This is a genomic window from Paenibacillus lupini, assembly GCF_011761355.1.
GTDB lineage: Bacteria > Bacillota > Bacilli > Paenibacillales > Paenibacillaceae > Pristimantibacillus > Pristimantibacillus lupini.
In genome coordinates, this window is the sequence record NZ_JAASRW010000007.1 from 206,240 (window position 1) to 223,197 (window position 16,958).

General features: G+C 47.7%; 18 protein-coding genes. 2 read left to right on the forward strand and 16 right to left on the reverse strand.

Annotated elements, in window-relative coordinates; genetic code table 11:
• Window positions 1-254 precede the first annotated feature (254 nt).
• Complete coding sequence (locus tag FHS17_RS22830) at window positions 255-809, forward strand: C1q-like domain-containing protein (protein ID WP_167280776.1); 555 nt, start codon at window positions 255-257, stop codon at window positions 807-809.
• A gap of 142 nt (window positions 810-951) precedes the next feature.
• On the forward strand, window positions 952-1,398 hold the full coding sequence (locus FHS17_RS22835; RefSeq protein WP_167280777.1) for a C1q-like domain-containing protein: 447 nt from the start codon (window positions 952-954) through the stop codon (window positions 1,396-1,398).
• 117 nt (window positions 1,399-1,515) lie between these two features.
• Here the strand turns inward: FHS17_RS22835 and trmD are convergent, their stop codons facing one another.
• The 16 genes from trmD to fapR all read right to left on the reverse strand — a co-directional run bounded on the left by trmD (window position 1,516) and on the right by fapR (window position 16,953).
• Complete coding sequence (trmD, locus tag FHS17_RS22840) at window positions 1,516-2,274, reverse strand: tRNA (guanosine(37)-N1)-methyltransferase TrmD (RefSeq protein WP_167280778.1); 759 nt, start codon at window positions 2,272-2,274, stop codon at window positions 1,516-1,518.
• Window positions 2,275-2,276: 2 nt separating this feature from the next.
• Window positions 2,277-2,798: a ribosome maturation factor RimM gene (rimM, locus tag FHS17_RS22845; RefSeq protein WP_167280779.1), complete on the reverse strand. Its 522-nt coding sequence runs from the start codon at window positions 2,796-2,798 to the stop codon at window positions 2,277-2,279.
• Window positions 2,799-2,871: 73 nt separating this feature from the next.
• Window positions 2,872-3,102, reverse strand: coding sequence for a KH domain-containing protein (locus FHS17_RS22850; RefSeq protein WP_091181527.1), 231 nt, complete (start codon window positions 3,100-3,102; stop codon window positions 2,872-2,874).
• Window positions 3,103-3,127: 25 nt separating this feature from the next.
• Window positions 3,128-3,400, reverse strand: a complete 273-nt coding sequence (gene rpsP, locus FHS17_RS22855) for a 30S ribosomal protein S16 (RefSeq protein ID WP_167280780.1) — start codon at window positions 3,398-3,400, stop codon at window positions 3,128-3,130.
• Between the two features lie 45 nt (window positions 3,401-3,445).
• Window positions 3,446-4,834, reverse strand: a complete 1,389-nt coding sequence (gene ffh / locus FHS17_RS22860) for a signal recognition particle protein (RefSeq protein ID WP_167280781.1) — start codon at window positions 4,832-4,834, stop codon at window positions 3,446-3,448.
• Entirely contained in the window at window positions 4,821-5,222 is a 402-nt protein-coding gene (gene ylxM / locus FHS17_RS22865; protein WP_208420513.1) for a YlxM family DNA-binding protein, read from the reverse strand. Before ylxM ends, ffh begins: the two co-directional genes overlap by 14 nt.
• 115 nt (window positions 5,223-5,337) lie before the next feature.
• A complete protein-coding gene (gene ftsY, locus FHS17_RS22870) occupies window positions 5,338-6,336 on the reverse strand; it encodes a signal recognition particle-docking protein FtsY (RefSeq protein ID WP_167280782.1) in 999 nt (332 codons plus the stop codon).
• Window positions 6,337-6,369: 33 nt separating this feature from the next.
• Window positions 6,370-9,957 carry a chromosome segregation protein SMC gene (gene smc, locus FHS17_RS22875; RefSeq protein WP_167280783.1) on the reverse strand — a complete coding sequence of 1,196 codons (3,588 nt, stop codon included), beginning with the start codon at window positions 9,955-9,957 and terminating at the stop codon, window positions 6,370-6,372.
• A gap of 145 nt (window positions 9,958-10,102) precedes the next feature.
• Window positions 10,103-10,798 carry a ribonuclease III gene (rnc, locus tag FHS17_RS22880; protein ID WP_167280784.1) on the reverse strand — a complete coding sequence of 232 codons (696 nt, stop codon included), beginning with the start codon at window positions 10,796-10,798 and terminating at the stop codon, window positions 10,103-10,105.
• Complete coding sequence (fabF, locus tag FHS17_RS22885; RefSeq protein WP_167280785.1) at window positions 10,788-12,029, reverse strand: beta-ketoacyl-ACP synthase II; 1,242 nt, start codon at window positions 12,027-12,029, stop codon at window positions 10,788-10,790. The genes rnc and fabF overlap by 11 nt, the downstream gene beginning before the upstream one ends.
• A 157-nt stretch (window positions 12,030-12,186) precedes the next feature.
• Entirely contained in the window at window positions 12,187-12,420 is a 234-nt protein-coding gene (locus tag FHS17_RS22890; RefSeq protein WP_015845065.1) for an acyl carrier protein, read from the reverse strand.
• A 95-nt stretch (window positions 12,421-12,515) separates the two neighbouring features.
• Window positions 12,516-13,265, reverse strand: coding sequence for a 3-oxoacyl-[acyl-carrier-protein] reductase (fabG, locus tag FHS17_RS22895; protein WP_167280786.1), 750 nt, complete (start codon window positions 13,263-13,265; stop codon window positions 12,516-12,518).
• Between the two features lie 36 nt (window positions 13,266-13,301).
• On the reverse strand, window positions 13,302-14,225 hold the full coding sequence (fabD, locus tag FHS17_RS22900; RefSeq protein ID WP_167280787.1) for an ACP S-malonyltransferase: 924 nt from the start codon (window positions 14,223-14,225) through the stop codon (window positions 13,302-13,304).
• 15 nt (window positions 14,226-14,240) lie between these two features.
• Window positions 14,241-15,227 carry a beta-ketoacyl-ACP synthase III gene (locus FHS17_RS22905; RefSeq protein ID WP_167280897.1) on the reverse strand — a complete coding sequence of 329 codons (987 nt, stop codon included), beginning with the start codon at window positions 15,225-15,227 and terminating at the stop codon, window positions 14,241-14,243.
• Complete coding sequence (gene plsX / locus FHS17_RS22910; RefSeq protein WP_167280788.1) at window positions 15,227-16,219, reverse strand: phosphate acyltransferase PlsX; 993 nt, start codon at window positions 16,217-16,219, stop codon at window positions 15,227-15,229. Before plsX ends, FHS17_RS22905 begins: the two co-directional genes overlap by 1 nt.
• A gap of 161 nt (window positions 16,220-16,380) precedes the next feature.
• On the reverse strand, window positions 16,381-16,953 hold the full coding sequence (gene fapR / locus FHS17_RS22915; RefSeq protein ID WP_167280789.1) for a transcription factor FapR: 573 nt from the start codon (window positions 16,951-16,953) through the stop codon (window positions 16,381-16,383).
• Window positions 16,954-16,958 lie beyond the last annotated feature (5 nt).

A 16,958-nucleotide genomic window follows, 5' to 3' on the forward strand; every position in this document is an offset into this window, starting at 1 on the left:
GGACCGCCCGATTAATACGTACAACATTTGAAATCTTAACACAGCGTACAACTTTTTTCAACCTCTTTTATTCCAAAACACGAATTTCCATAGTACTAATCAGTATATCCAAAAGCGATATCTTTCAAACTCCACTCTATACAGCGATCACAATTCCATTAACCGCCTATTTCATAGACTACCCGCTATCGCCGTCTCTATGAAATGATTTCTTTCATATAGTATCGCATGGAAACTGAACGAAATGGGGTAATATGATGACTATAAAAAAGATAAGCAAGAGTAATGTCAAAAGCAAATCAAAGGCCACAGTAACTAGCAGCATTACGGAGAAAAGGATCAAACGAGCAGCGACAAGCCTTAGCCGCAAAAAGAGAGTCACAAGTAAAGGAGCTAGAAGTTTTCAAAAATCTGCTTTCCGAGCTGTCTCGAGCCAATTCCAAACCATTATTTCCACCACTGTACCACAGGTTATTTATGGTCAAGAGGTGTTCGACCTAGGAAAGGAGTACAATCCGGCTACATCAACTTTCACTGCCAAACAAAATGGGGTTTATACTTTCTTCGCAACTGTCAACTATGTTACAGAACCAGTAACTCCTGTGACAGTAACTCTTGTTGTGTTAGTAAACGATGAAGTACAGATCCCCGTTATAGAAACGTTAAGCTCAGGAAGGGGAATTGTGCTCACAACAGGTGTTGTCAAGCTGAGAAAAGGAGATACCGTTCAAGTCGTTATTCGAGTATCTGCTGACGGGTTTATCTCCTCTGGTACTGGTACACGATTCGAAGGCTACCGGGTCCGTTAATCAGCTGATTCTTCGTTATATAGCGTAACGCCTATTTAATAGTTTCCCCACTATAGCCGTTTCTATTAAATGGTCTCCCCCATACATTAATGTATTGCAGGTTTAGCAATAGATTTTGTATAGGAAAGGAGGTTATGATCTTATGACAATCCGTAAATCAAAATGCACACCTCGTAAATTCAAATCTGCTTTTAAAGCTATTTCTGATCAAAATCAATCTATTGGCAGACCTGAATTTGGTGTAACCGTAAAATATGGCAAAAAAATCTTTGATCTTGGCAATGAATATAATGCTGCCACTTCTACCTTTACTCCCAAACATGATGGTGTTTACTCCCTATTTGGAAGCATCCTTTACAAAAGAGGATCACAGGAGCCTGATGAAATCATTTTTCTGCTTACAGTCAATGATATTGTAATTTTTGCTGGCGGTAAAGTTATCAACTCGGATCGTGAGTTTATTACTGCAGCAGCTGTTAGACGACTTCGTAAGGGTGACAAGGTTCAATTATCCGCTTCCTCTCATGTATCCGGCGGCTTAATCCTTAAAGGATGTTCAACTCGATTTAAAGGGAAAAGAATTCGTTAATGAGTAATTTGGCCGATTCCAGTGAAGCTTCCCCACTAACGCCGTTTCCAAGTAATTGGACAAGCAACAAGAGAAAGAACCGCCTGCTCGGCCAAATGGCTGTGCGACGGTTCTTTTTTATGTGGAAGGTTCTTCATTCAGCTTCTGTTTCTGTGCAGCCAGCCATTTGCGTTCCTTATCTGTAAGCTCTGCCGTTTCCAACAGGTCAGGGCGGCGCTTCAGCGTCCGCAGGAGCGATTGCTCACGTCTCCAGGCGTCAATCTTCGCATGATTGCCGGATATGAGCACCTCTGGTACTTCCCAGTCTCTGAAGACCGCTGGACGGGTGTAATGAGGATACTCCAGCAGGCCTGTGCTGTATGAATCTGTTACAGCCGATGACTCATTCCCTAGAACACCAGGGAGCAGCCGGACAACGCTGTCTATAACTGTCATAGCAGGAATTTCGCCGCCCGTTAATACATAATCACCAATGGATAACTCATCTGTCACCAAAAACTCGCGGATACGTTCATCATACCCCTCATAATGGCCGCAGATCAGCACGAGATGCTCTTCCTTCGACAGCTCCTCCGCTTTCTTCTGCGTGAAGGATTCGCCTTGTGGGCACATCAGAATGACACGGGGGCGGGCTCCGCCTTCCTTCTTGGCCATTAGATCCTCTACTGCTCCAAAGACCGGCTCAGCTTTAAGCACCATCCCGCCGCCGCCTCCGTAAGGATAATCATCAACGGTGTTATGCTTATTATTAGAATAATCACGGAAGTTAATCGCTTCAAGTGATACGATTCCTTTATCTCGTGCTTTACCTAGGATGCTCGCGCCAAATACGCCATCGAACATTTCCGGGAACAGCGTCAGCACATCAATACGCATGATTAGATCAGCCCTTCCAATAAACGCACAGTAACCGTTTTGTTTGCTACATCGACATTCAGTAGGACATCATCAATAACCGGTAAGAGTAGTTCCTTACGCTTTGGCTGCTCGACAACCCACACATCATTCGCACCTGGGCGCAATATTTCAGTGATTGTGCCAAGCTCTTCGCCTTCCTCGGTTACAACGCGGCAGCCAATGATCTCATGATAGTAGTACTCGCCTTCATCCAGCTTCTCGAGATCAGTTTCTTCAATCTTTAACAGCCAGCCTTTATATTTCTCAACTTCATTGATATCATTGAAACCTTTAAGCTTCAACACAAACATGCCCTTTTGTTCACGGGAACTAACGACTTCAACCTCCAGCTTCTGTCCGTTATCCATGTTTTGAAGCGATAATTTATTGCCTGGCGCAAAACGTACATCGGCAAAATCAGTCTGCGACAATACTTTCACTTCGCCACGAAGACCATGAGTATTGACCAGCTTGCCGACAGTAAACCATTTGTTGTTGCTCATAGTATGTACCCACCTGTCTATATTTGTACGAAAAAGGGCTAGGATAATTATCCTAACCCTGCATCGTATGTGTTTACGATATGATGTCTACGATAACGCGTTTCTGAGATTTGATGGCCGCGGATGTAACGACGGCACGAATGGCTTTCGCAATTCGCCCCTGCTTGCCAATTACCTTACCGATATCATCGGCATGGACCGACAGCTCGTACACCGTACCACGATCATCATCTCTCTCATTAACGCGTACGTCCTCTGGATGATCCACTAATGCCTTTGCGATGACAAGAATCAATTCTTTCATTTCAAGGCCCTCCGCTATTCAACAGTTATTTCTGTTGTTTAAGCTCATGGAACTTTTTCATCACACCTGCTTTGGAAAGCAAGTCGCGAACTGTATCAGAAGCTTGAGCTCCTGTTTGCAGCCATTTCAATGCTTTCTCTTCATCAATCGTTACTTGAGCCGGTTGTGTAACCGGGTTGTAAGTACCGATTTCTTCGATAAAGCGACCGTCACGTGGGGAACGGGAGTTAGAAACGACAACGCGGTAGAATGGGGCTTTATGAGCACCCATACGTTTCAGACGAATACGTACTGCCATGGAAATTCACCTCCTTCATTTAATCAAATGTATGTTTTGTATGGCTTAGAAAGGAAACTTCATCCCTTTGCCGCCTTTGCCAAGCATACCCTTCAAGCCTTTCATGCCGCCTTTAGGACCTTTCGGACCCATCATCGATGAGAATTGCTTCATCATCTTGCGCATATCTTCGAACTGCTTGATAAGACGATTTACTTCCGTTATGGATGTACCACTACCTGCTGCAACACGCTTGCGGCGGCTGTGATTAAGCAGTTCCGGCTTTTGCTTCTCTGCTTTGGTCATCGAGCGGACAATCGCTTCAACACGGTTGATTTGCTTCTCGTCCACTTTCATATCCTTCATGTTGCCCTTCATCTTGTTCATGCCGGGCAGCATATCCATCAGTTGATCAAGTGGTCCAAGCTTCCGGATCTGAGCCATCTGTTCGAGGAAGTCGTCGAATGTAAATTCGGCCGTACGCATTTTGCGTTCCATCTCTGCCGCTTTATCGGCATCAATATTCATTTGCGCCTTCTCGATCAGAGACAGCATATCACCCATCCCAAGGATACGGGATGCCATCCGGTCTGGATGGAACGGCTCGAGTGCATCAATCTTCTCGCCCATTGCAGCGAATTTGATCGGCTTGCCGGTTACTGCTTTGACAGACAACGCAGCACCGCCGCGTGTATCGCCGTCAAGCTTCGTCAGTACAACACCTGTGAGCTCAAGCTGCTCATGGAAGCTTTGTGCTACGTTGACCGCATCTTGACCAGTCATTGCATCAACAACGAGCAATACTTCGTCAGGATTAACATTTTGATGAATTTGCTTAAGCTCTTCCATCAAAATTTCATCAATATGCAGCCTGCCGGCAGTATCGAAGATTACATAATCATTGTGATTTTCTTTGGCATGCGCCAGACCAGCTTTTGCAATTTCCACTGGAGAAGTTTGATCTCCCAAGGAGAATACTGGAGCATTGATCTGTTCTCCGAGCACTTGCAGCTGCTTAATCGCAGCAGGACGGTAAATGTCACATGCAACCAGGAGCGGCTTGTGATTGCTCTTTTGAAGCAATTTTGCCAGCTTGCCTGTTGTCGTTGTCTTACCGGCACCTTGCAAACCAACCATCATAATAACTGTCGGAGGCTTGTTCGCTTTTGCAAGTTTACTTTGTGTACCGCCCATCAATTCCGTTAACTCTTTATTAACGATGTCGATGACGACCATGCCAGGCGTGAAGCTCTTCGAAACATCGAGGCCAAGCGCCTTCTCTTTCACTTTGGCAATAAAATCTTTGACAACTTTAAAGTTAACGTCCGCTTCGAGCAAGGCAAGCCGCACTTCGCGCATTGCTTCGTTCAAATCTTCTTCCGATACTTTACCTTTGCCTCTCAGCTTGCTGAACACGTTTTGTAATCGGTTCGTTAAACTCTCAAATGCCGCCATGATTCGTCACCTCCGTCACATCTATATATTCCGTCTTCGTTAATTGTTCAATATCATCAAGCAGCTTTTGCTTAAATACGTTGTCGATCGGCAATGCAGCTACTTTACGTTCCAGCTCTTCAGCCAGCTTTTGCATCGCTTCATACTTGGCTAGAAGCATAAGTTTACCTTCATAGCTTTCAAGCACTTGCTCTGCACGTTTCACATGTTCATACACCGCTTGTCTGCTTATGCCAGATTCAGCGGCGATCTCGCCGAGCGAGTAATCATCGTGGAAGTAGTATTTCAAGAAAGTCCGCTGCTTCTCAGTAAGAAGCGGTTCGTAGAAATCAAATAACGAGTTGATTCGTGTTGTCTTCGCAAGGGCATCCGGTTCATGAATAGTCATTAGCATCCGCCCCTTTCGAATTGTCCGTCAAGTAAATAGCCTTGACAGTGTTACAACGACTCTTATCTTACACGAAGTCAGATAGCACTGTCAAGCATTTGTCCTTGTCACTTGTTTAATTCGATTCTGACTCTCCATCTTCCCGCTGAATCAGCCCTGCGAACAAGGCATGAACGAACTGCTCGGAGTCGAATTCCTGCAGATCAGTCATTTTCTCCCCAAGTCCCACAAGCTTCACCGGAAGGTTCAATTCATTGCGAATCGCAATAACGATACCGCCTTTCGCTGTACCATCCAGCTTCGTTAATACGAGGCCAGTTACGCCGCTCTTCTCACCGAACAGCTTCGCTTGACTGAGCGCATTTTGGCCCGTTGTTGCATCAAGCACAAGCAATACTTCATGTGGAGCATCCGGAATTTCACGTTGAATAACACGGAAAATTTTGTTCAGCTCTTCCATCAGATTCGTTTTGTTCTGCAGACGGCCAGCTGTATCGCATAGCAATACATCAACTCCGCGCTGCTTTGCCGCTTGAACAGCATCGAACATAACGGCAGCAGGATCCGAACCGGATTGCTGCTTAATCACATCAACCCCAACACGTTGTCCCCATACTTCAAGCTGTTCAATCGCGCCAGCGCGGAACGTATCACCGGCAGCAAGCAGAACGCTTTTGCCTTCGCTCTTGAATTTGTGGGCCAGCTTGCCGATTGTGGTCGTCTTGCCCACACCGTTAACACCAACGAACAAAATAACGGTAATGCCGCTTTTCGCCATTTGGATCCCTGGATTCGACTCACCTTTAAGCAATCCTACCAGCTTTTCAGACAAAACAGGCTGCAGTTCAGATGGTTGTTCAATTTTACGTTTCTTCACTTCAGTACGTAATTCGTCAATCAGTGTCATAACTGTATTGACGCCTACATCAGCACCGATGAGAATTTCCTCAAGCTCTTCATAGAACTCTTCATCGATCTTCTTGCGTCGAGTAATTAGCTCTTCGACCTTCTCAACGAGCGCAACACGCGTCTTTGTCAGGCCTTCCTTAAATATCGTTGTTACTGCTTCTGTCTTCGAAGCAATACTTTCCTTCAGCTTTTTGAAAAAACTCATACTGTTTCAAGTCCCCCATCCTATATCAGCATATTACGCGGATTCCTGCTCCTCCGCATCCTCCTCTAGACGGACCGATACGAGCTTCGATACGCCGCCTTCCTCCATCGTTACCCCATACAGCACATCTGCTTCTTCCATCGTACCTTTCCGATGGGTAACCACGATAAACTGGGTAAGTTCGGAGAATTCACGAAGGTATTGGGCAAAACGGGCAACGTTTGCTTCATCAAGTGCCGCTTCAACCTCGTCAAGTACACAGAACGGAACTGGCTTCACCTGCAAAATCGCGAACAATAACGCGATTGCAGTAAGCGCCCGCTCTCCGCCGGATAACAGCTGCAGATTTTGCAGCTTTTTCCCTGGAGGCTGGGCTACGATATCAATCCCTGTATCCAGGACACGTTCCGGATCCACCATCACAAGATCGGCACGTCCTCCGCCAAACAGCTTCGCGAAGACGACGACGAAATGGCGTCTAATCTGTTCAAACGTTGTTTTGAACCGTTTGGACATTTCTTCATCCATCTCCCGGATAACCTGATACAGCGTTGTTTTCGCTTCTACTAGGTCATCTTTCTGCTCGGTTAAGAATTCGAACCGTTCCCGAACCCGCTCATACTCTTCGATTGCACCCATGTTCACATCGCCAAGTGCTGTAATTTGACGTTTAATATCGCGTACAGCATTTTGCGTTCCAACGATGTCTTCAGGAACCGGATATTGTTCCTTCGCTAGCTCAAAGCTCAGTTCATACTCTTCGCTAAGCTTGCGCAGAAGGTTGTCCAGCTCAACATCCAGACGGTTCGCTGCAATCTCATTCTGACGCATTTGCTCTTCAACATCACGAAGCTGTCCACGTTGTTCTTTCGTATCGCTCTCGCCTTTTTCCAGCTCACGAACACGATCTGCACGGGCCGAGCGCTTCAGATCTGTCTGTTCCGCACATTCCTGCTTCTTCAGACGCAAATGATTCAGTTGCTCGATTTGTGCTACGGTCTCTTCGCTGTGGCGTTCTAGCTCCGCATCCTGCTGATTAAGCAGCGACCGATAGCTCGAAAGCTCCTGCTTGGCGCGTTGAATATCTGCTCGAACACGTGCCGCCTGATCCTCGAAGGACTGCTTCTCTTGATCGGTCTTCGCAACGGAAATCTTCAAATCCGTCAGTTGGACTTGAAGCTCTTCCTTCGCCGTCTCACTTGCTTTCCGGCGCTCCTCAGCAAGCCTGATCGCTTCTTGCAGGCGAGCTTCATCCGCTGTCAATTGCTCAAGACGAACTTCTGCCGCTTCAGCCAAAGACACCATCGATTGCTGCTCGGCTGAGTGATTGCTGCGGTCTGCAGTGAACAACTGTTCCTGCTCGCTCAGATGCTTCGCTTCATTCGACAACTGCTGCAGCTCTGCACGAACCTGCTGTTCATCGATCCGATACTGTTCGGATTGTGAACGAAGCTCCTCCATATTTTGCGAACGGATTGACTGCTCCTTACGAAGATCGCTAAGTTTATCCCGCAGTTGTGCGATTGTTTTCTCGCCTTCTATAATTTCCTGATCCAATGCTTCGATCTGGCGCTGGCGTCCTAACAGACTTGCTCCCTTCTTCTGAAGGCTGCCGCCTGTCATGGAACCACCTGCGTTTACCACATCACCCTCAAGTGTAACGACCCGGTAACGATATTGGCATTTGGATGCAATACGGTTCGCTTGCTCCAACGTCTCAGCAAGAAGGACATTGCCTAACAGGTTATTAATAATGGCTTGGTATTGCGGCTCGCAAGTAACAAGCTCTGCAGCCACTCCGACAAAGCCATCTACCGATTCGGCCATCCGCTTATCATGTTCAGGCACTTGTCTGCCACGGATGACATCAAGAGGCAGGAACGTTGCTCGCCCAAGTTGACGCTGTTTCAGGAATGTGATCGCGGCACGAGCCGACTTCTCATCTTCCATAACGATATGCTGCAACGCACCGCCCAATGCGGTCTCTACAGCAGTCTCGATTCTTTCCGGCACACGCACAAGCTCGGCAACTGCACCATGCACACCACTAATGCCGCCGGAACCAGAGGAACGGCGAGAGGATTTAAGCACCTCACGAACACCATGCATAAAGCCATCTAGTGCGTCTTGCATTTCTTTCATTGTATCGCGGCGCGAGGTTTGTGCATCCAGCTTTTGCTCCCATTTACGAAGCGCAGCCGTAGCTTCCTCCGAAATTTGACCAAACTCTTTAGCCTTCTCCGCTTCATCAATATACTTCGTACGCGCCTTAGCGATCGCATCCAGCGTTGCTTCCAGCTGCTTCTCAAGCTCTGCTTTGCGAGCCGTCAGCTTCCTGCGCTGATCCGACCACTTGGCTTCTTCATCGCTCAGACGTTCCATTCGGCGCTGAACAGCTTCCTGCTGCTGAGCGGCATAACGAATCTCGTTACGCAGCTGTGCCATTGTGCTAAGCACCTCAAGCAGCTCGCCCTTCAGCATTTCTTCCGCATCTACCGCGGTCCCGCCAGCAACGCCAATAAGATTAGCCTCTTCAACGGAAAGCTTCTGCTTGAAATCCGCCAGTTGTAGCTCTAATACAGCAGCACGATTACGGAATTCCGCTTCTTCGCTCGTTAATGCAGCTATTCGCTCATCATGAGCAGCAATTGTTTCTTCCAACTGCCGTTTATTCTGCTCTAAGTTCTTCTTCCGTTCTTTAAGAACTTCCCCGAACCCTTCGCATTTCTCATACTCTTCACTATATTGCAGCATAGCCTCATGCAGCTGGTCCAGTGCTTCCTCCAGCTCGCGAAGCGCCTGGCGGTCCTTTTCCAAATGAGCATCATGCTTGCTGACGACAGTAGAAAGTTCAAGCTGTTCGCGTTTTAAGCGTTCAAGCTTGTTATTGGCTTCCGACCATGAACCGTACACATTCTCAATATTATGTACGTACATCGAAATCTCTTGCGTTTTGAGCTGTTCTCTTAACTGTTTGAAATGGATCGCTTTCTCCGATTGCACACGAAGAGGCTCGACCTGGTCTTCCAATTCAGTTACAAGGTCGTGAATACGCAGCAAATTATTCTCGGTGTCCTCCAGCTTGCGCTGTGCTTCACGTTTACGTGATTTATATTTCACAATGCCCGAAGCTTCTTCGAATATCCCACGGCGATCTTCAGACCGGGTACTCAATATTTCCTCGATCCTGCCTTGTCCGATAATCGAATAAGCTTCCTTACCGATACCCGTATCCATGAACAGCTCGGTAATATCTTTCAATCGGCACGACTGCTTGTTAATCATATATTCACTATCGCCGCTCCGATGGACTCGGCGGGTTACCGTCACTTCGTTATATTCAAGTGGCAGCGCCCCATCACCATTATCTAGCGTCAGCGATACTTCACCATAGTTAACTGCCTTACGTGCATCACTTCCGGCAAAAATAATATCTTCCATCTTGCCGCCGCGAAGGCTTTTTGCACTTTGTTCGCCCAGCACCCAGCGGATGCCGTCCGAAATATTACTTTTACCGCTGCCATTAGGTCCAACAACAGCCGTAATGCCGGTAACGAACTCCATCTCCGTCTTATCGGCAAATGATTTAAATCCTGCTAATTCTATTCGTTTCAGAAACATATACTGGCTTTCACCTCACCGCCTATTGTAACACAACTAGAGAGGGCTCGTAATCCCTTTACTCATGCGGAAATTCACCCTTTTAACAATCAAAAATGGCAATACAAGAGTAATCTTGTACTGCCATTCCTAAGGCCTTGCTATACTATTCCGTCAGCGACTGCCAGGCTACAGATGCAGCCCGCTGCTCCGCTTCCTTCTTCGTTCTGCCGCTTCCGTTTCCGTATGGAATTTCTCCAATACATACTTCAACGACAAACTCACGGTCATGAGCTGGTCCACGCTCTTCCATAATCCGATATTCAACCGCCCCAAGCCCTTTGTGCTGAGCACGCTCCTGCAGCTTAGACTTGAAGTCTTTCACCAGCAGGCCGTAGTCATTAGACTCAATATACGGGAACATATGCGTCTCCAGAAAAGCTCTTGTCCGTTCAATACCGGCATCTAGGAAAATCGCACCAACAAACGCTTCGAACAAATCGGCGAGCAAGGCAGGGCGTTGTCTTCCTCCGAGCTGCTCTTCGCCTCTTCCGAGCTGTATATGAGCACCAAGCTCCAGCCGCTCTGCGAACTGTGCAAGCGAAGGCTCACATACGACAGAAGCACGCATGCGCGTTAGCTCACCTTCCGGACGATTCGGATAAGCAGAGAACAGATATTCTGATACGAGCAGCTGCAAAACAGCATCGCCTAGAAACTCCAGACGTTCATTATGCTCGATCGTACCATGCTTATGTTCATTCACATAGGAAGTATGAGTAAATGCCTGCTTCAGCAGCTTCAGCTGTTTGAAGCGAAGCTGCAGACGTGTCTGCAGCTCGTTAATGGAATCACGCTTCATAGACTTTCATCACAATCGTCGCGTTATGACCGCCGAAGCCAAACGAGTTGGACAGTGCCGTTTTGACATCTGCTTTACGAGGCTTGTTTGGCACATAATCGAGGTCAAGCTCAGGATCTTGATTCTCCAAGTTAATGGTTGGAGCAATAATGCCGTTCTGAAGCGTAAGGCCAAGGATGACCGCTTCCACACCGCCTGCAGCACCAAGCAAATGGCCTGTCATCGATTTCGTGGAGCTAACGGCTAGTTTATAAGCATGGTCACCGAATGCTTTCTTAATTGCAGTTGTTTCGGAACGGTCGCCCACTGGAGTCGAAGTGCCATGTGCATTGATATAATCAATCGCTTCAGGCTCAATTCCAGCATCTTTTAAAGCTTTAACCATACAACGAGCAGCACCGTCTGGATCCGGCTCTGTCATATGATGAGCATCACCGCTCATGCCGTAGCCGATTACCTCGGCATAGATACGAGCACCACGCTGCTGAGCATGTTCAAGTGATTCCAGAATCATTACGCCTGCACCTTCGCCCATAATGAAACCATCACGGTCGATGTCGAACGGACGACTTGCCTTTTCAGGCTCGTCGTTGCGAACGGACATCGCACGCATCGAGCAGAAGCCTGCAAGACCTGTAGGCCGGATGGTTGCTTCAGCGCCACCACAGATCATCACGTCTGCATCGCCGCGTTGAATCATTTTGTAGGAATCACCAATCGAGTGAGTACCTGTTGCACAAGCGGTAACCGCTGTGCTGTTCGGACCCTTCGCACCAGTCAGCATTGATACTTGTCCGGAAGCCATATTCGCGATCATCATCGGAATGAAGAACGGACTAACGCGCTTAGGACCTTTCTCCAGCAAAATGTTATGCTGATCTTCCCATGTACCAAGTCCGCCGATACCAGAGCCGACGATAACGCCTACACGCTCCGGATCAACGTTAGTACCGATCTCTAGTCCAGCATCTTTTACTGCACTCATGCTCGCTACAGACGCGAATTGAACGAAACGGTCCATACGGCGAGCTTCTTTTCTATCAAGATTATAATCTTCGGGATTAAAGTTCTTCACTTCGGCTGCAATTTGGGTTGGATATTCGGAGACATCAAACGCTTCGATATGCGATACGCCTGATTTCCCTTCCATTAAATTCCCCCAGAACTGCTCCAGGTCTGCACCTAGCGAGGTAATGACCCCCATGCCGGTAACAACAACTCTTTGCTTCATTTAAGATTCACCTCTAGTGGACTGCAATTTAGATGCGTACATCACATCTTCTATATATAAAAAAGCGTACAAGCTCGTTCATTCATAATATCATAATAATTTAAGTGCCTCAGAAGGAGAGAAGTCCCGTTTATTACAACGGGACCACTTCTTTTCCTTACGTATGAGATTGTATGTAATTTACTACTTCTCCCACCGTGGTGATCGTCTCTGCATCTTCATCAGAGATCTCCAGGTCAAACTCATCTTCCAATTCCATGACCAACTCAACGACATCAAGAGAGTCAGCGCCGAGGTCATCTTTGAAGGAAGCTTCCAGCGTGACTTCCGCTTCGTCTACGCCAAGTCTGTCGACGACGATACGTTTTACACGTTCTACTACTTCGGACATCCGATTCACCTCCTCCTAGGGTATTATACGAGAATTCAAGACAAAATGCCATACATAACCGCGCTAAATCCAGCGAGCATGCTTATTGACAATCCTTACATGTACATACCACCGTCTATATGAACGGTTTGTCCCGTCATATAAGACGCAGCATCAGATGCTAGGAAGCGTACTGCCGCAGCAATGTCTTCTGCCGAACCAAGACGAGCAAGCGGAATTTGCGCGGACAAGGAATCCTTCATTTCAGAAGAAAGCTTGTCTGTCATATCCGTTTGAATAAAGCCTGGTGCGATACAGTTAACAGTAATTCCACGGGAAGCAAGTTCACGTGCGCTTGATTTGGTCAAACCAATGACGCCTGCTTTCGCCGCAACATAGTTTGCTTGACCCGGATTTCCGAGCACGCCAACAACAGAAGAGATGTTAATAATGCGTCCGGAACGCTGCTTCATCATAGGCCGCGTTGCCGCTTTGATTCCGTTAAAGACACCCTTCAAGTTCGTCTCAATAACTTGGTCAAATTCCTCTTCTTTCATACGCATAATTAAATTATCTCTTGTAATGCCAGCGTTATTCACCAAAATATCAATCGAGCCAAATTGATTAACAACTTCCTTGACCATAGCATCGAATTCGTCGGTTTTTCCGACGTTGGCTTTCAGTACAATCGCACGGCGTCCAAGCGCTTCAACAGCTTCAGCTGTCTCCGCAGCAGCAGCTTCGCTGCCGGAGTAGTTAATAGCTACATCCGCACCGGCTTCCGCAAGTGCAAGGGCAATCGCACGGCCAATGCCGCGGGATGCACCTGTTACAAGCGCTTTTTTGCCTTCAAGACTAGCAAACATGGTATACCTCCTCCAAGCTTTGCGTGAAACGGTGCCCTACAGTGCTTCTAAAGCTGCAAGGCTGTTAACCGAGATAACGCGAAGATTCTTGTCGATTTTCTTGATCAAGCCAGCCAGAACCGTACCTGATCCGATCTCAACAAAAGTATCTACGCCTTGTTCGACTAAATAACGGACGCTGTCTTCCCAAAGAACAGGGGAATAAACCTGTTCTACAAGGAGGTTACGAATTGAAGCTGCCTCTGTTACCGGAGCAGCCGTTACATTCGCAACGACAGGTACAATCGCATCATTCATCGACACTTCCGAAAGAACGCCAGACAGTTTATCTGCCGCAGGCTTCATCAGAGACGAATGGAACGGGCCGCTTACTTCCAGCGGAATAACACGTTTCGCACCGGCCTCTTCTTTACCGCGCTCAACAACCGCTTGAACACCTGCTGCAGAACCAGAAACAACAATTTGACCCGGACAGTTTACATTCGCCAGTTCAACCGTATTTCCTTCTTCTGTAATCTTGGCACAAAGCTCAGCCAGAACGCCACGCTCTGCACCAAGTACAGCAGCCATAGCACCTTGACCGCCTGGAACGGCTTGTTCCATAAACTCGCCGCGTGCACGAACCGTACGAACTGCATCTGCAAATGACAGAACGCCTGCAGCTACCAAAGCGCTGTACTCCCCTAGACTGTGACCAGCTACGAAATCAGGTTTGAGGCCGCGGCCTTCCAACGCTTGCAGCAAGGCAACACTGACAGTTAGCAGAGCAGGCTGAGTATTAGCCGTTTGCTTCAACTGATCATCTGGTCCGTCAAAAATAATCTCGCTAATTTTGAAGCCAAGTGCTTCGTCTGCTTGATTAAAAATGGCACGCGAGCTTTCGAATGCCTCGTATACATCTTTACCCATGCCAACCGCCTGAGCGCCTTGGCCTGGGAATACAAATGCTATTTTACTCAACTTAAGTTCCCTCCGTTACCAGATCAATACGGATGCGCCCCAAGTAAGACCGCCTCCGAAACCAACAAATACAAGACAGTCGCCTTCGTTGATTCGCCCTTGCTCGAAAGCCTCAGCAAGTGCAACCGGGATAGAAGCAGCCGACATGTTGCCGTATTTGTCCAGGTTAATCATACACTTCTCTTCAGGAAGATCGAGTCGGTTAAGTGCAGATTGAATAATGCGGACATTAGCTTGGTGCGGCACCAGCAGGTCGATATCCTCTTTGCTCATGCCTGCTTTGCGAAGGGCTTCATCAGCTGCTCCGCCCATAATCCGTACTGCGAATTTAAATACATCATTGCCTGCCATGTGAATGTAATGCTGCTTCGAACTCACACTGTCTGCAGAAGCAGGCAAACGCGATCCGCCGCCGCTTACTTTCAACAGTTCGCCGCCGCCGCCATCAGCGCCAAGCTCGAACGACTTGAAGCCACGGCCTTCCGGCACTTGGCCAAGCACGACTGCTCCAGCTCCGTCACCAAACAGGATGCATGTATTGCGGTCTGTGTAATCGGTAATACGAGATAAGGTTTCAGCACCAACGACAAGCACATGCTTATACATGCCAGTTGCAATCATATTCGAAGCGGTCGCAAGACCATAGATAAATCCAGAACATGCTGCGGACAGATCAAAGGCTGCCGCTTTCTTCGCTCCAAGCTTCTCCTGCAGGAGACATGCTGTGGATGGGAAGAACATATCTGGTGTAATTGTCGACACGATGATGAGGTCAATATCTTCAATCGTTATCCCTGCTGCTTCAATTGCTTTGAGCGATGCTTGGTAAGCCAGATCTGATGTTGCCTGCTCCGGGGCTGCCATACGGCGTTCACGAATACCTGTGCGCGTCACGATCCACTCGTCGTTTGTTTCCACCATTTGTTCAAGTTCTTGATTCGATAAAATCCGGTCGGGAACGTATTTGCCCGTACCAATAATGCCTACAGGATGTAAATTCATCATGACCTCCCGCCTATTTCCACTGCAATCGATTCAGTCAGCTGTGCTTTTATAGCCACTCGCGCTTGTCGAATAGCACTTTTTACAGCTAATGCATCGGATGAACCATGACATTTCATCACTAGTCCATTCAATCCAAGCAGCGGAGCACTCCCATGTTCCTTGTAATCCATTTTTTTACGCAGACTCCGAAGCTTTGGCATCATAATGGCTGCCGCAATCTTCGTCATAAACGACTCGCCAAAGGCTTCTTTCAGGTAAGTCATCAGTGTACCTGCTGTACCTTCAATCGCCTTAAGCATAATATTCCCCGCAAAGCCGTCACAAATAAGAATGTCGCAGCTGCGATTAAGCAAGTCACGTGCTTCCACATTGCCGATAAAGTTAATCGGTGCCTGTTCAAGCAGATCATAAGCAGCTTTGGTCAATTCATTACCTTTCCGTTCTTCAGTACCTACGTTCAGCAACCCTACACGCGGATTATCCAAACCATGCACCTTCGTACGGTAAATGCTGCCCATAATTGCATATTGCAGCAAATGCTCAGGCTTCGCATCCATGTTAGCCCCAAGATCAAGCGCAAGGACACCGATATCATCCATTGTAGGCAGCATAGGTGCCAGCGCAGGACGTTCGATGCCTTCAAGCCGGCCTACTACGAGCAGCCCCGTTGTCATAAGGGCTCCTGTATTACCAGCAGAGATCATCGCGTCCGCATGCTTCTCACGTACAAGCTGCCCGGCAACTACCATCGACGAACCTTTTTTTCGACGAACCGCTTTGACCGGCTCTTCATCCGGACCGATCACTTCATCCGTATGGCATAACGTCACGTTGGCCGGTTTCTTTCCGTTGAGCAGCGGCTCAATAGCCGCCTTATCTCCAACAAGAACCAATTCCGTATCCGGCCACTCCGCCGCAGCATCCATCGCTCCCTGCACAATGAGGCTCGGAGCGTGGTCGCCTCCCATCGCATCTATGGCGATCCGCATGTCTTTTTCCTCCCAAAAACTCTACCCTCATAACAGGTAAAGCTTAACTTCAGCGTAAACGGCTGCGTCGTCCTTAGGAGGAGCAGCAGTCGTTTCGCGGGTGAAATATAAGCATAGTATAGAGAAAAACGTATACTACCGTCTTATATTTTCATAAAAGCCTATGCTTCGTTCTCTCCATCACCTGTGGAACGGTAAATGACGAAGTTCCCTTGGAACACCATTTCATCCCCTACATAAGTGAAGAGCTCCACCTTAGACTTGTGGCGCTCACCGGATATTGAACGTACATAAGCCTTAGCAATACACTTCTCACCAAGCTTGACCGGTCTTATGAAGCGAATATCCGCTGTAACCGTCAAGGCGATTTTATCTTCAATAACAGCAACCGCCAGCGAGTTTGCTTGGGCAAACACATGATGGCCCCGGGCAATACCCGTACGTGAGAAGACATGCTCTTCACGAATTTCGAATATCGATATTCCGCTTTTGTCCAGCTGTAAATCTACAATGTCACCAATTACTTCATGCAACGGCAAAGACTGAACGGAATCATACGAACGCTCAGCCATCAGCTTCATTCGCTCACGCAGCTCTGGAATACCCAGTTCCATCCGGTCTAGCCGTATCGTCTGTATGCTGACTTTCAAATGTCTTGTTAGCTCACGATCCGTCATGAACGGGTTTTCATCTATCAATTGAGCGAGCAGCTGATGCCGCTGTCGCTTAGGCATTCGTT